Source organism: Streptomyces sp. NPDC007863, from assembly GCF_040633895.1.
In the GTDB taxonomy this organism is placed as follows: Bacteria; Actinomycetota; Actinomycetes; order Streptomycetales; family Streptomycetaceae; genus Streptomyces.
The window spans coordinates 198,328-213,821 of the sequence record NZ_JBEYEI010000008.1; the positions used below are offsets into that span (position 1 = coordinate 198,328).

General features: G+C 68.0%; 9 protein-coding genes. 3 read left to right on the forward strand and 6 right to left on the reverse strand.

Annotation, left to right across the window (positions count from 1 at the left end):
- Window positions 1-5: 5 nt before the first annotated feature.
- From ABZ621_RS15335 to ABZ621_RS15345, 3 genes are all read right to left on the reverse strand, one after another.
- Entirely contained in the window at window positions 6-2,261 is a 2,256-nt protein-coding gene (locus ABZ621_RS15335) for an FtsX-like permease family protein (protein WP_360604504.1), read from the reverse strand.
- Window positions 2,258-2,932 (reverse strand): ABC transporter ATP-binding protein, encoded by a 675-nt coding sequence (locus tag ABZ621_RS15340; protein ID WP_360604506.1) that lies wholly within the window; start codon window positions 2,930-2,932, stop codon window positions 2,258-2,260. Before ABZ621_RS15340 ends, ABZ621_RS15335 begins: the two co-directional genes overlap by 4 nt.
- Window positions 2,933-2,993: 61 nt before the next feature.
- On the reverse strand, window positions 2,994-3,407 hold the full coding sequence (locus ABZ621_RS15345) for a hypothetical protein (RefSeq protein ID WP_360604508.1): 414 nt from the start codon (window positions 3,405-3,407) through the stop codon (window positions 2,994-2,996).
- A gap of 675 nt (window positions 3,408-4,082) precedes the next feature.
- Here ABZ621_RS15345 and ABZ621_RS15350 point away from each other — a divergent pair.
- A complete protein-coding gene (locus tag ABZ621_RS15350; RefSeq protein WP_360604510.1) occupies window positions 4,083-4,424 on the forward strand; it encodes a hypothetical protein in 342 nt (113 codons plus the stop codon).
- 26 nt (window positions 4,425-4,450) lie between these two features.
- On the forward strand, window positions 4,451-4,759 hold the full coding sequence (locus tag ABZ621_RS15355; protein WP_360604685.1) for a type II toxin-antitoxin system PemK/MazF family toxin: 309 nt from the start codon (window positions 4,451-4,453) through the stop codon (window positions 4,757-4,759).
- 20 nt (window positions 4,760-4,779) lie between these two features.
- Here the strand turns inward: ABZ621_RS15355 and ABZ621_RS15360 are convergent, their stop codons facing one another.
- Both ABZ621_RS15360 and ABZ621_RS15365 read right to left on the reverse strand, forming a co-directional pair.
- Window positions 4,780-7,212, reverse strand: coding sequence for a helicase-associated domain-containing protein (locus tag ABZ621_RS15360; protein WP_360604512.1), 2,433 nt, complete (start codon window positions 7,210-7,212; stop codon window positions 4,780-4,782).
- A 480-nt stretch (window positions 7,213-7,692) separates the two neighbouring features.
- On the reverse strand, window positions 7,693-12,558 hold the full coding sequence (locus ABZ621_RS15365; protein ID WP_360604514.1) for a type ISP restriction/modification enzyme: 4,866 nt from the start codon (window positions 12,556-12,558) through the stop codon (window positions 7,693-7,695).
- Window positions 12,559-12,958: 400 nt separating this feature from the next.
- Between ABZ621_RS15365 and ABZ621_RS15370 the strand changes: the two genes are divergently transcribed.
- Window positions 12,959-13,801: a PE-PGRS family protein gene (locus ABZ621_RS15370; RefSeq protein WP_360604516.1), complete on the forward strand. Its 843-nt coding sequence runs from the start codon at window positions 12,959-12,961 to the stop codon at window positions 13,799-13,801.
- Here the strand turns inward: ABZ621_RS15370 and ABZ621_RS15375 are convergent.
- A complete protein-coding gene (locus ABZ621_RS15375; protein ID WP_360604518.1) occupies window positions 13,731-15,422 on the reverse strand; it encodes a PE-PGRS family protein in 1,692 nt (563 codons plus the stop codon). The genes ABZ621_RS15370 and ABZ621_RS15375 overlap by 71 nt on opposite strands.
- Window positions 15,423-15,494: the final 72 nt, after the last annotated feature.

The following is a 15,494-nucleotide window of genomic DNA, read 5'->3' on the forward strand; positions in this document are numbered from 1 at the left end:
GAACCTCAATCCCGCCGGACGAGCTCGGGATCCACATGCCGCCGCACCATCGGCACGGAGGCCACCCCCGCCACGACCAGCACCCCCACCGCACTGCCCACCAGCACCGGCAACCCCTCCCAGTCCCAGTGCACGGCCCCGCCCCCGGTGATCAGATAGCTCGCCTCGGCCAGCCACCCCGCCACCACGGCCCCGCCCAGCCCCACCCCCAACGGCACCACCACCTGCACCACCTGCACCCCCCGCAAGGTCCCCGCCCGAGCCCCCAACAACCCCAGCGCCGCCACCTGCCCCCGCCGCTCCAAGGCCCGATCAGCCACCGAAACCACGAACGCCGCCACCCCGACGACGAGCCCCAGCACCATCCCCACCACCAACAGGCTCCGGATGACGGCCAACTGGGCCAGCGCGTCGATGGCGATCCCCACCGCCTCCACCTCCGCGGTGGGCGCGACGCGCCCGATCCCGTCGAGCACCGCCCGTACCGTCCCCGCGTCGGCCTCCGACACCAAGGTCAGACTGCCGGCCCCCGCCGCCAGCCCCGCCGGCGCCATCGAGGGCGGCACGAGCAGGGTGTCGGGCCGGATCACGGAAGGCTGGTACGCGTCCACCTCCACGCCGGCCTCCGGAACGGTGAGGACGACCTTCCGTCCGTCCTGCAGGGCGAACGGGAAACGGTCGCCGGGCTTCGGGTCGTATGCGGTCGGCGGGACGGGCCCGCTGAGCCGCATGATCCTGCCGTCCACGCAGCCGCGCAGCGAGATCGCGGTCCTGGCCGCTTGCTCGCACGTGCCGACGACCACGTCCAGACCGATGCCGCCGGGTTCGCCGGCCGGGCTCCACGAGCTGTACGCGGTCAAGTGGGTGCGCACGTCCGGCAGCCGTTCGAGCTCCCGCCGCTGGTCGCCGCTGAGCTCGCTCAGACGGATCCGGTACTCCTGCAGCGGCGCCGTACGCCGGCTCACCTGGTCCAGCTCGATGAGCACGCCCTGCGTGAGCGAGGCGCCGAAGACCAGCAGCACGAGCCCGGAGACCACCCGCAGCGAGGAGCCCGGGTCCACCTCCGTACGCCGCATCGCCAGCGTCAGCGGCAGGGACCCGGAGACGGCGGCGGTCCGCCGCGCGAGCCACGCGGTGACGGGCGGCAGCCCGAAGACGAGCCCCGCACCGGTCAGCAGCACGGCGGCCGGCACGAGGGTCGAGCTTGCGGAGCCGCCGGACGGGTCCTTCCCGAGGACGCTCATCGCGCAGTAGCCGACGATCACCCCCATCCCCGGAACCAGCAGCAGCGCCCCCCATGTCCGCGGCGGCCGGCGCTCCGCCGTCCGGCGCACCGCGATCGGAGAGAGCGCCGCCCGCCGGGCGCCGAGCAGTCCGACGACCCAGGCCAGCGCGGGACACCCGACCAGGCACACCGCGACGGTCGGCCACTCGGGCCGCCCGTCCGCCGGAAACCACTGGAGCCCCGGGAGCCCGACCCGTGCCATGACCTCGTTGACCCCGAGGTACGCGGCGAGCCCGAGCACCGCCCCGAGGAACGCCGCCGCGACGTTCTCCCCGGCGTTGACCCGCAAGGTGTCCTTGATGCTGAGACCTACCAGCCGCAGCGCCGCCAGCCGCCGTGCCCGGGACTCTCCGGAGAGGCGCGCGCAGACGGAGAGGAAGACGACGAGCGGGAGGAGGACGATGCACCCGAGGGTGAACCGCAGGATGTCCAGCGTCTCTCCGTCGACGACCTCCTCGTGGAGCCGTCCGTCCCCGAAGCGGTCGAGCGCGCGCGGCGCGGTCAGCTTGTCCGGAGTGGTGCCGACGTAGGCGTAGAGCTCGTCCGGACTGCCGAGGCCCGCCGCTCCGATGGTGCCCGTCACGCGGCCGGGAACGAGGCCGGAGGCACCGGGATTCGCCGCGAGGACGTCACGGAGCGCGGGCGAGACGACGACCTCTCCGGGGCCGGGGAACGCGGTGACCCCCGGCGGGCGGGGCACCGGGCCCGGTCCCGTACGGGCGAGGAAGACCCGCCGCAGCGGCCTTGAACCGTACGGGTCGAGAAACTGCTGGTGGACGGCGCTGCTGTGCTCCGCGAGAACCGGATACCGCGCGGAGGTACGGGCGTCGTGCGAAGCGAGGACCGCGGGGATGGTCAGCACCGCCGCGAGACAGGCCACTCCCAGTCCGGACCCGAGGGCCATCAGCAGGAAACGCGCCCGCCCCCTGCGCCCGCTGCCCCACAGCAGACGCAGACCCAGGAGGAACGGGTTCACGCCGCCACCCGCTGGGCGAGGACACCGTCCACCATCACGTACTGCGTGTCGGCGTGCGCGGCCACGTTCGGGTCGTGGGTGACGACCACCACCGCGGTGTCCAGCTCGCGCGCGAGGCGCAGGAACTCCTCCAGAACCGCCTGTGCGTTGGTGCTGTCGAGAGCTCCGGTCGGCTCGTCCGCGAAGACCACGTCGGGCTGGTGGACGAGCGCCCGCGCGACGGCGATCCGCTGGCGCTGCCCGCCGGACAGTTTCGACGCCCGGCGCCGGAGCAGGTCGCCCATGCCCAGCCGGCCGAGGACACGGGCGGCCGCCGCGTGCGCCCGGTCCTTCGCGATCCCTGCCAGGCGGAGCGGAAGGGCGGCGTTCTCCTCCACGGTCAGTTCGTCGAGCAGCTCCCCGTACTGGAAGACGAAACCGATCCGCTCCCGGCGTAAGGCGCTCAGGTCGGCGTCGGACAGCGAGGACAACTGCACCCCGTCGAAGGTGACGGTGCCGCTCGCCGGCGGCAGGACGCCCGCGAGGCAGTACAGCAGCGACGACTTCCCGGAGCCGCTGCTGCCCATGATCGCTGCCACTTCGCCGCGCGCGAGCGAGAAGTCGGCTCCGTTGACGGCCTGTTGTTCTCCGTAGAAGAAGTCCACGCCCTCGGCGCGGAGGATGAGGTCCATGATGCTGGGACTTCCTGAAAAAAGGGGAGCCGCTGAGCGCGGCTCCCCTGGGCGGTCGAGGTCAGCGGAGGAACTCTCGGAGCTTCGAGCAGTTGTCCGGCCGGAGCGAGCCCCGGTCCCGGCAGGACTGGATCTTCGCCTGGTTGGTCTCGAGCATCGCGCCGTCGAAGAACACGTGGTCGACGTGGACCGTCTTCTTCTGGACGCCCTTGACCCGCGTCCAGTCGTAGGCCTCGACCTTCGCGCGGAGGTAGACGTTGTGCCCGTCGCCGGCATCGGTGTCCTTCAGGTTGCCGACGACATGGAACCCGCCGCGGTGCACGAACTTGCGCTCCCACTTGTAGTCGCCCTGGAAGAAGACGCCCGCCGAGCGCATCTCCAGCTCACGCCACGAATCCGCGGCCGCCACCCCCGCACCGCCGAAGAACAGTCCCGCGACGGCCGCCGCCGTGATCGACTTCCTCAACTGGCCCATGGAGCACTCCTTGTTGGCTAGGGGCCGACTGGTCGTCACAGAACGTATCGGGTCAGCTACGCACCGATTGCAGCAGGAACGTGAATTCGTTCAGATCACCGCCCGATCCGGTGACCTGAAGGTCGGAAAGGAATCTCTCCTCTTCGGGCCATCCGTGACCGGATTCCGCCGTGACCCGCCGAACGAAGCCGCAGGTCAGTCGCGAGAGGGCGTGAGCGGCGGAAGGGGCGGGCCCCGCAGGGGTGACGGCCGGTCCGCCTGTGACGGGCGTTCGATCGGTGGCGCCGCTCGCGCGGAGGGAGTCCCGGGAAACGCCGAAGGGCCGGACCGCTGAGCGGTCCGGCCCTTCGGGCTGGCGGAGGATACGAGATTCGAACTCGTGAGGGGTTGCCCCCAACACGCTTTCCAAATGTTCGTATGGGGGTCCGGTGGGGGTCACAGGTGTCCTGACCTGCGGCGAAGCGTTCGGGGTGACCCCGTTCGGACGGGCCTGGACGGGGGCGAATGAGACCAGAACTGAGACCAGGCGTGGCCGGCCGGGCCGCTTGCCTGATCCCGCTCGCAGTGCTGCTGGCCTTGGCTGAGCGGGCGGCGGTTCTTCGGGAATGCCTTGACCGGGCCAGTCGCTCGCCTCACACTAGATGTATGACATTTGTACGACAGGCTGGAGGGGGCATGGATACCGCAGCAGCTCCCAAGAAGAGGGCAGCCAAGAAGGCTGCCTCGACAGCGACGAGGCGAAATGCGGCGGCTGTGCTCGGGCCCAGTCGGTTGGCGCAGGTCCGGCTCCGTGGCGATGAGATGCAGGCCCTTCAGGAGGTCATGCGGACACTGCACCTCAACTCGACCTCGGACGCTCTTCGCGAAGGGCTTAGGCTCCTCGCGCGGGAAGCGGCCGAGGTAGGGGCGGTCGAAGAGATCCGCGCCTTCTACCAGGAGCAGGGTGCGCCTCTGCCTGACGGCGTGGTCGAGCCGAGTGACGCCGAGCTTGCGGCAGCAGACGAGATGCAGTGGTGAGTCCAGGCACGGCCCTTCGCGGCGAGGTGTGGGTCTGCGCACTGCCACAACCGGTGGGGCCGCACCCCGTCGTCGTCCTCACCGTCAACCGGATCGCTGAGCCGCTTGCTTCGGTGACGGTCGCGCTGATCACGGGTACATCCGGTCCCCAGGTCACCCATGTCCCGATCGGGCCTGACGCCGGACTGACGAAGTATGACGAGTCGTACGTGAACTGCGCGGACCTTCACACGGTGGCGAAGTCGCGGTTGCGACGGAAGCTGGGGCTACTCGCTCCGGGGGAACTGCACCGTGTGGAGGACTCCGTCCGTCTGATCCTCGGGCTGCAGCGCTGACCTTGTGCGCGCGGCCTCGCCTACACCGGCATGACACCGTGGATGCGGGAGAGCGTGAAGACACGTTCGGCTTCACGCAGGTGGCACCAGGCTTCGAGGTAGGGCGGGTCGAGTTCGAGGCGGCTGAGGGTGCGTACGGTGCGGCTACCCGAGGCGGTGACGTATTCGACCGTGATGTCCGTACCAGTGTCGAGGGCATGGCTCAGTTGGCGGACGTCGGTGTAGGTCAGTTGCTTCGCGTACCCGGCGACGATCTCCTCGGTGTCCGTACCGAAGGGGCCTCCGACGCCGAAGGGATCGGGGTCCGGGAGGGTCGGCGGGGCCGCCAGCAGTCGGACAGCCACAGCGTGTGAGTCGACGGCCTCCGATACCTCAGCTGCCGTGTGCGTCATGAGTCGTCCGCCGGTCTTCGCGGATGGCTTCCGTGCGGTCGGAACAGCGGCGGCCCGCTGGGCCGGGACCTTCTCGACGCGTACGGTCCCGTCCGGGGCCTCGGCGACGGGGGCATAGCCCTGGTCTCGGAGCGCGGCAAGGGTCTGGTCAGGTGTGCTGGCGCTGACGAGGACCGTCGGGGCGAGCTGCCGCAGCCCGAGTGGCGAGAGCCCTCGGTGGGCGGCGAGTTCGGCCAGGAGGGACGGCTCGTCGCCGTGGATGACGCAGGCGGCGGGGGCGACGCGCACACGGCCGTGACGGCGTGCGGCATCGGCGATGAGGTAGGACAGGGGCTGTGGCAGGGCAGCACGGGACCCCTCGGCGATGGCGGCCAGCTCGGCCGAGACCTTGTCCGGAGTGCGGCCGGAGTCCAGGGCCCGTCGGATGCTGCTGGCGCTGAACCGCCATACCGACGCCATCCCGCTGGTCTCCCGGTCCGCGGTCGCGTCCAGGAGCTCGGCGAGGCTCGCCGCAGGCGTGCCGCTGACGACGGCCGTGAGATCGCTGCCGAGCCGGGCTGTGCCGGTGGCCTTCGGCAGCAGCCGTCGGCACTCGGTGGCCAGTACCTCGGCGTTGCCGGCCAGCAGAGCCGCACCGAGCGGGGAGAGAGAGCCCCGGGCGATGACGCCCAACAGCTCGGCCTCGCGGACCGCGGTGGCGAAGGGCGCCTCATCCTGGAACGACAGGTGGGCGAGCGGACGATGCCAGGCCACGAGCGGGCCCAGATCCGTGGCGATCCGCGCGCCCAGCCCCTCCGGGAGCCGTGCCGCAGCGGTGAGGAGGCCCCTGCGTGCCTGCAGGCAGCCGTCGCAGGGAGGCGCTCCGGCCAGGGCGGGTAGCGCTTTGTTCTCCTCGTCGCGGGCCTGGGACGGGGTGAGCGGCAGGTTCCACCATGCTTGGAGCAGTACGGCGAACCGGACTGCGGGTTCCTGCGCCGCCCAGGCGTCGTACTTCTGGGTGGGCGCGACGCGGTGGCCGTCTCTAGTCATGAGTCCGACCGAGTACGCGACCTCCAGGACGAGGCGCACCGCGAGGTCATCGGCCTGCGCGGCCTTGCCGATCCGGACCAGTTCACGTGCGCCGATCCCCCCGGACTTCAGCCGGGCCGGGGGCGCCGACGAGCAGACTGACAGGACCGAGGCGGCGAGGGCCGCGAAGCCCGTAGCCGCTGCCGCTGCCTCTCGTTCCACCTCCGCAGCGGCGACGGACACCATCTCTGCGGCAGGCGGTACAGGATCGAACGGGGCATGCCAGTCGGGGCCACGGAGTGCGAGTGCCACTTCGGCGGGCATGCGGGCCGGCCTGTATCCGTGACGGTTCCGGATCAGCAAGCCCCGGTCGAGGGCCCATCGCTCGCCGGGCCGGGAATCGGGCTCGGGAGCCCCGAACACGATGAACTCCGTGTGCCGCGGTGCGGACCTCGCTCGGTGTTCGAGCAGCTCGCGGGCAGAGGGGGGAGCCTTCGCGACCATGGAGACGATGCGTTCCGGATCGACATGGTGGTGCAGGACGGCGGCCGTGCGCTGCTGCCTGGTGCCGGGCGGCTTGATGCCCAGCGCGACGAGCATGCCGCGCAGCTCCTCGGAGGTCACGCCCTCCAGGAGCTCCTCCAACGGAGCGTCAAGACCCAAGGGCGCTTCCCAGGCTTGTCGCAATGGCGCGGCCATGCGGAGCCTTCCGTCGCCATCGGGCCAGACCAGCGCGCGATCGGCCAGAGCCTCCAGCACGGCGTCGAGTTCCCGAACGGCGGTGTGCGTCGTCGCTCCCAGCGCCTTCGCCAAAGCGCCGCACGACATGGGCGTCCCCAAGGCGGCCAGGGCCTCGGCCGCCTGGAGGCACGGCAGTGGGAGCTGCGGCAGGGCGAGCGCCACCGAGCCCGGTCGCAGAAGACGTTCGGCCAGTTCGTCCAGCGAGCGCGGCTCAGGGAGAGCCGAGGCGTCCTTCCGCAGGGCGAGCGCACGCCCCAGCCGCGGGGCGTCGAGACCGGCAAGCCAGGCCGTCAGCGTGGACCGGGACGTCACAGGAACACCTCGCGAGGTCGGGATCGTACGAGTGGACCAGATGTGGTCCGTGCGCAGATCAAGGATGGTGCATCCCATGGCCGCTGCAGGTGGCGTACGTGAGGGTTCACCCCCGAAGGCGAGCCGTTTGACCGGACAGGGGCGCGACGGTTCCGGTGCACTGGCCGAGATGTCGTGAATATCGGATATAAACGAGACCACAACTGAGACCAGGGCATGCCGAAAACCCCGGCCGCTGGAGCGGTCCGGGGTCTTCGTTTCGCCTGTTCAGGCGGCTGCGGAGGATACGAGATTCGAACTCGTGAGGGGTTGCCCCCAACACGCTTTCCAAATGTTCGTACGGGGGTCCGGCGCGGGTCGTACGTGTCCTGACCTGCGGCGGAGCGGTCGGGGCGACCCCGTCCGGACGGGGTAGGACGGGGGTGAATGCAACCAGAACTGCAACCAGTCCGCCACTCCGGCGGGCTCTCGGGCGAGCTCCTAGTCGAGGATGTCGAGGGCCGGCAGCGCGTCCACGATCTTCATCGTCTCCAGGCTGACGGTCACGATCCGCTTGAGGAGGTCGATGATGTACCTCGGGTCGTCGGACCAGTTGTTGGGGTCGTTGGTGATCTCCGACGCCTTGTCCACCTTGACCTGGTAGCGATCGATGATCCACTCGATCGCGGAACGGGGGCCGAGCTGGTAGCGGTACGCCTCCTCCGGGATGTTGGTGAGTGTGACCCGGTGGTTGTAGTCGATCGTAGAGCGGTCAGGCTGGCCCTTGGTCTTAGGGATCTTCATCTTGGTGACTCGGTACAGCTCGCTCGCGGGCGTGGCGGACGCGTCGCCGGAGACCTTCTCGACGATGCCTGCGTGCGGGTCCGCCTGCTCGTAGTTGACGTGCAGGTCGGCGAGCCTGCGGCCGGCCTCGGCGAAGCTGCGGAAGTTGCGCACCTTGGGGATGCGAGGGAGGGCCTTCTTCAGGTCAGCGGCGAAACGGTCTCGGTACTCCTGGGAGTGGAGTAGGCCGTAGACGTAGTAAAAGACGTCATCCTTGGTGATGGTGTCGTCACCGTAGGCGTCGCGGTATGACCGGAGAGCCGCATCAGTGATGTTATCGATCTGCTCGTAGGTGTTCTCGTCGTCGCCGAAGTCAAACCCACCTTCGGTGTTCAGCTCGCGGTAGGTGTGGCGGGAAAAGAAGGAGCCGCCCTTGCCGAACACGTCCAGGCAGGGGATTAGGTCGGTAGCCAGGACCGCGAAATCAGCTGTCGCGTGAAAGCCATTGACATAGAACCCAATGTTCGAATGGTCTGGCGTCGGGAACATTTGCGGCAACTTGCCCGGGCGGTGGTTGAGGTCGCGATCGAAGTACACGGCCTGCTTGCTGAAAGGCCGGTACGTGCTGGTGGTTACCTTGGCCGCGTCGAAAGCGACCTTCTTTCCGCGGGCTACCTTGGGGATGAGGCTGGATGACCAGCTAATCTTCAGGGGATTGCGGTCGATAAATTTTTCTGCGTCGGGCGCCTTGGGGTGGACAAGCCCCTTGCTCTTGCAGTGTTCGAGGAAGCCGTCGACCTGTTCGTTGTAGAAGTCGACGGTGGACTCGACGTTCTCCTTGACGATCTGCTCCGAATAGTTGTACACCCAGGCATCGCGATTCGTGCCGAGGCCCAGAGAGTGGATCTCGAAAATTGCGGCGGGCTGGAGCGTTTTCTCCGTGTCTACGAGAGCCTGGAACCTGGAGAAGCGTTCGTTTCGCTGGTTGATCCAGTCGCCAGACTCATTGGGAGTGATTGTCTGCCACTCCACCGATTCAAGGGTCTGGCCGCTCAGGATGCCGAGTTTCTGTTCGCGGCTAAGGTATTCACCGATATCCCGGTAGTGCAAAGCGCAAACATCGCTCGCCCGCTGGCCTCCCTTGACTAGGATTAGGACGGCCACCGTGTTCCGGCTGCCAGAACCGAAAATCTTGCCGCCTTCCCTTCGGGACTGCTCTCCGGCAGTGCGCTGGTTGCCCCGAAGGTTGTAGCAGTAGATCGCATCGAATTCGCTGGAAAGTGACTTGCGGAGGCCGTCGTATGTGTTCCCGTCGATGTAGCCGCCGTTTGAAACGTAGGCGACCACGCCCTCATTGGTGATTCGGTCTGAAGCCCACCGGATGGCTCGAATGTAGGAGTCGTACAAGGTGCGTACGGAGCTGGCAGTGGAGAGCGAGGCGTAGGTTTCCTTAATGCGCTCGTCCAGGACCTCATACTTAAGATTCTGGTTGTCGTCGTTCGCGCTGTCCTGGCCTACGGAATATGGCGGGTTGCCAACCACCACGGTGATGTCCTGGCTCTGCTGCTTCTTAGCGCGCTCGCTATTGCCCTCCAGGACGTCCATCCCGTCGAGCCTCGCTGTGCCTTCAGCGAGCTGGAAGGTGTCGGTGAGGACGACGCCTTCGAAGGGCTGGTACTCGCCGCCGGCGAGGTCGTGGAAGGCGGCTTCGATGTTGACGGCCGCGATGTAGTAGGCGAGGAGCACGATCTCGTTGGCGTGGAGCTCGCTCGTGTACTTGCGCAGCAAGTCAGCGGGCTTGATCAGACCGGATTGCAGGAGGCGCACAGGGAAGGTGCCGGTGCCGACGAAGGGGTCGATGATCTGGACGCCTGCGTCTGAGAGGGAGCGCCCGAGGTGCTTATTCAGGGCCTGCTCGGTGGCGCGGAGGATGAAGTCGACGACCTCGATCGGGGTGTAGACGATGCCCAGAGCGTCGGCGGTCTTGGGCAGCGCGGTCTTGAAGAACTTGTCGTACAGCTCGACGATGACGCGCTGGCGGCCCTCGTGGTTGTCGATGCCCTCGGCTCGGACGCGCACCGACTCGTAGAAGCCCTGGAGGGTCTTGGCCTCAGCGTCTAGGCCCTGGTCGTCGAGGATGTCGAGCATCCGCTGCATCGCCTTGGAGACCGGGTTGTGCTCGGCGAAGGCATAGTCCTTGAACAGAGCGTCGAACACCGGCTTGGTGACAATGTGCTGCGCGAGCATGTCGATCGCACTGTCGTCGGTGACGCCAGGGTTTATGGTGGCCCGCAGTTCGCTGACGAACTCCTGGAAGGCGGCCTGCTTCTCAGGGATCTCCAAGGCGGCCTTGATGCGAGTGCGGTGACGGTCGGCGATCTGCGCGATGTCCTTGGCCCAGTCCTCCCAGTAGTGGCGCTCGCCAACCTTGTCGACAATGCGGGCGTAGATGGCGTCGCGCCAGTCGCTGATGGAGAACAGGGTGTCCTGGACGTGCTGGGCGGTCTGGGCCTCCTTGGCCTTGGCCTCCTGGGCGCTGTCCGCGGTGCTGGAGCCGTCCTGGTCACCGACGGTCTCGTCATTGGGGCCGATAGCCCCGATGCCGATCTTGTTGTCGGGCTTGTGCTTGTTGAGCTCGATCTGGTTGACGGTGGCGTTGAAGCGGTCGTCGTGGGCGCGCAGGGCCTGGAGGACCTGCCAGACGGTCTTGAAGCGCTGGTTGTCGGCGAGGGCCTTCTCCGGAGGCATGCCGGCCGGCACGGCGACGGGCAGGATGATGTAGCCGTAGTTCTTGCCGGGGGCCAAACGCATCACGCGGCCGACGGACTGGACGACGTCGACGACGGAGTTGCGGGGGTGGAGGAAGAGCACGGCGTCCAGGCTGGGGACGTCGACGCCCTCGGAGAGGCAGCGGGCATTGGACAGGATGCGGGCCTGGTTCTGGCCGGGGTCCTGCTTAAGCCAGTCGAGCAGGACGTTGCGCTTCAGGGTGTTGAAGGTCCCGTCGACGTGGTCGACCTCGCAGTGCAGTACATCGTCGTCGGCGTCGTCGTACGCGTCGACGACCTCGTTGAAGCGTTCCGCGATGGACTTGGAGTCCGCGATCGAGCGGGCGAAGGCGACGGCGCGCTTCATGGGGGCCTCGTCCTCGGCGAAGCCGGAGCCGTCGGCGAAGGTGCCGGTTCGCTTGGCGAGGGCGTTCCAGCAGCCGATGATCTTTGCTGCGTCATCGAGGCCGAGCTCGGAGGATCCGCCGGCCATGCCCTGCTGCAGGGTCTTGGCGACGACGCCCTCGTCGATGGTGAGGATGAGGACTTTGTAGTCAGTGAGCAGGCCCTGCTCCACTGCCTGGCCGAACCCGAGCCGGTGGAACTCCGGACCGAACGTCATCTCGTCGTCCATCGAGGCCAGGACCGCGTCGGCGCTCTTCGCGTCAGCCTTGGTGTCCTCGTTGTAGATGCGAGGAGTGGCCGTCATGTAGAGACGGCGGTCGCTGGCGAGGTAGCCGTTGTCGTGGACTCGGACGAAGGCGGACTCGTCATGGCCCGCGAGTGTGACACCAGTGGTGCGGTGGGCCTCATCGCACAGGATGAGGTCGAAGGTGCCCAGGCCCTTCTTCTGCGCCTCGGCGATCGTGGCGATCGACTGGTAGGTGGAGAACACGACCGTCAGGCCGGGGCCGGCCTCTACGCTGGCCATCTGCTTGATCAGGCGGTCGGGGTCGGTGGTGGCGGGCAGAGCCAGGTCATGGGTGGCCATGTCCTGGTCGTCGCCCTGAGGCTGTCCCCTGCCGACCTTGACGTCGGAGCACACCGCGAAGGGGCGCAGCTCCAGCTCGGTCTCGAAGGACCACTCGCGCAGCGTCTGAGACAGCAGGGCGATGGACGGAACCAAGAAGAGGACGGTGGTGTGGTCGCCCTCGCCAGCCGCCGCCCGCTCCTTGTGGAGCCGTTCGACGATCTTCAGACCCGTGAACGTCTTGCCGGTGCCACAGGCCATGATCAGTTTGCCGCGGTTGTTCTCTGCGAAACCGGCGAAGACAGCGTCGATGGCCTCGAGCTGGTGCTTGCGCGGGTTCTTTTTCGTCTGGAGGCTCAGCTCGAAGGGCTCGTCGGCCGCAGGCATGTGCCATTCGACCGGGCTGTTCGCAATGTCGGACATGCCGAGTCGGGTGACAGGGATCTGCTGGTCAGCCAGCGCGGCCTCGGCATGCACGCCCCACTTCTCCGTCGTGGAGATGATCATTCGACGGGTGAAGCCGCCCTTGCCGGAAGCGGTGAAGAAGGAATCGATGTCCTCCTTCGCGAGTGTGTGGCTGGGGTCGTAGAACTTGCACTGGATTGCGCAGAAGCCGCCGGTCTCCCGGTCCTGCGCGACCAGGTCGATGCCTGTGTCGCGCTTGTCGTGCTCAGCGCCCGGCCAGTCGGCCCACATCCACACCCGGGTGAACTGTTCGGTCCACTGGGGGTCGGTGCTGAGGTACTGGAGCATGAGCTCCTCGAAGCGCGTACCGCGATCGCGGTTCCCGTCGACGCCGTTACGGATCGCCCTGATGACGTCGTGCACCGTCGTGGTCGTGGCCACTGCGCCTCGTTCCCTCACAGCAAGCGGCCCGCTTGGCCGCGAGCCGGAACAATTTCCCCAGAGTCAACCAGGAACCCTACTGCCCTCTGCGGTATTGGAACCGAGCGTGGCTGATTCCATACGTACAGGCAGGTTTGATGGCGCCATGGAGAGCGCTGGCGCCATCAAACCGGTCAACTCGGCAGAGGGCATCAAGGCGCGTCGAAAGCCTATGCGCAAGCCTCGCCGGGCTGAGCCGTCACCTTGCTGGGTCCCTGTCGTGCTGGTGGGCCAGCGGACCAGCCTCCGAGCCACCTGTGCCATGGGTTGCTGCGGAGACGGCGCGAGGAGCGGAGTTCCATCGGCTGTTGTTTCGGCAATGGCCGCGCCATGAGGCCACGAGACCTGGCTCAATGGGCACATGGAGATGGGTGAGCACTGGGCCTACCGGGCGAGGCCGAAGGAGTTGGGCAGTGCGGTTCGTCAGGTCGAGATCGTGCGTGTGGGTGGGCGTGGTAGGGGCGATTCGCTCCACGTGCGGTTCCTCGACGGTGACGACGCCGGGCTGCAGGAGTGGGTCGACGCGGCTTCCCTCGTGGCTCGCTGGGAGGACGTCGAGGCGTTCCGCGCGGACGATGCGAGCGAGCTCGCTCTGGCCGAGGCGTCGCGGCACGTGCGGGGGAGTGCCGACTTCGAGGCCGCGCGGTTGATCCTCGGGTTCGTCCGTCCCAAGAGCAAGCTGCGGCTACGGGGCAGTGTCGCGGACGCGGGGATCCTGGAGATGGGCAGTCTCGACGGCAGCGCTCCCCTTGTCGGGATGGATCCCGCGGAGCTGCGAGGCGATCCGATGATCTACGAGAACCGACACGGCAGGTGTCTGGCCGGGTGGCTGGTCACCGAGCGCATCGCGCGCCTCGTGGCCGGCCGTCTTGCCGAGGACATCCTTCCGGAGGTGGACCGCAGGCAGCAGGCCATCGATCAGGAGCGCACTCAGTCCTCCTGGTACTCCTACAGCCGCCGGGACGACCGCAAGCTGGACGCGGAAGCGGCCGTCCTGCGGACCGTCCGGGAGTGGTGTGGTCAGGACAAGGCCGAGCGTTACGACGAGCTGGTCGCCCTACGCGAGGAGGTCGTCCGGCTCGGCAAGCTCGTGGAGAAGTCGGTGAAGGCCCTACGTGACCGCGGGCACGGCGTCATCGCCTCCACCATTGAGCGCGACCTGGGGGTCCATATCTCCAGCCTTGGTCCAGACGTTCGTCGGTGAAGCCGCGCCACCGCTCCGGCTCCGGCTTGGGTGGTTCGGCCTCCGCCTTGGGTTCTTCCTGCTTCGGGGGCTTCTCTTTCTCTGGCCGCTGCGGGTGCCAGCCGTCGAGGAAGGGCCTTAGCTGGTCGTCCGTGGGTTCTGCGTGGAGGCCGTGGCCGGTGAGGCTCCTGCCGGCCACGGTCGGGTCGAGCCGGTCAGCCTCCGTCTTCCCCCACGCTGACCACTCGCGAAGCCGCTCGGCTTCGTGGGCGTCGTCCGAGGTGGAGGCGGCCTCGTCGAGCGCGGCGCAGAAGGCCCGCATCTCCCCTGCGGCCCGCCACTGCGCCAGGGCGGTGCCGAACCGGTCGACCCGTACGGCGTCCACTGCCTTGATCGTCGCGACGCTGACCGCCGCTTCCCATTCTCGCCGCGTGCGTTCCTTCTTCTCCGCCTTCCGCCGGCGGTGCTCCTCTTCTTCCTGGGCCTCTCGCAGGCGGCGTTCCTCCTCCTGCCGTTCCCGCTCCTCACGCTGACGCTGTTGTTCCGTCTCCCGCGCCAGCCGGGCCTGCTCCTCTTCCTCCGCGCGGGCCTTCAGCGCTCGGAGGACAGCGTCGATCTGGTCCTCCAACGGCTTCTTGGCGGTGTCGGACCATTCCTTCGTCCAGCCGTAGCGGTAGCCGTAGCTGTACCCCGATTGCTGGGCCACCTGCAGCTCCAGCTCGCCGGACGGTTCGAGCCGGTGGGCCGGGGTGACCCGCTGCCATTCGTACGTCCGCCGGCCCGGTTGCGTGGGCACGTACCGGACCTGTTTCTGTCGTTCCTTGAAGCTGATCTCGTACGTCCTGCCGTGGACCGTGAGCAGCGGCCGCACCTGCCTCCGCTTCTTCGAAACCGCGATATCGCCGTGCCGCGCGAGGGCCTGCTCGGCGAGGGTCCGAAGGAGAGAAAGCACCCGTGGGAGGACTTCGTCCGAGATCTCGAAGGCGCTGTGGTCTGCGGTGACCGCCGCGATCACGTCCTCGACGTCGGTGATCACGCGGCTGCCTGCCAGGCGGATCCTGTTCCATTCGGTGTCGTCTTCACCCGTCACACGCAGCAGGCCGAGGAAGAAGTCTCCCTTCGCCCGGCCGCTGTACTTCAGGTGGAAGCCGTCCGGTGCGCACTTTCGTGCCGCGTCGAACGCCCGGCGATAGCGGGCCCGCTCCTCGGCGTCCGGATCCGGGATCCGGAGGAACCTGCCGGCCTTCTGCACCTCCGCAATCAAAGCCGCGCCGATTTCCGCGGGTGACTGCAGTGGCGGCTTCGTAGGGCGCGCTGGCGCCGGCTTTGCCTTGGGCGGGGGCGTCGCCCGCTGACGGGGAGGTGCCGTGGCCTCCGGCTTGGCGGCTGCCGGACGTTGCTTGCGCGGGGCTGGCTCGGGCCGGTCCGGGTGGTGGCCGTGTTCCAGGTAGAAGCGACCGTCATCGGTGATCTCCGCCTGCCACCTCCCACCGTGCTTGGGCATGGTGATCAGGCCCCGACTCTTGAGAGCACGGGCGGTGACGGCGAGTTCCGGGCTCCCGGAGGTAACGGGATCCGTTCCCGCTTCGATCCGGGTGAGCATGGCTAACTGTCGATCGTTGAGCGGCGACCATCGGTACATGGTGACCGTCGTACCGGCCCCACCGAGCGCTCACAAGCGGAACGCTGACATTCCCACCCTCGCCTGTCTGAG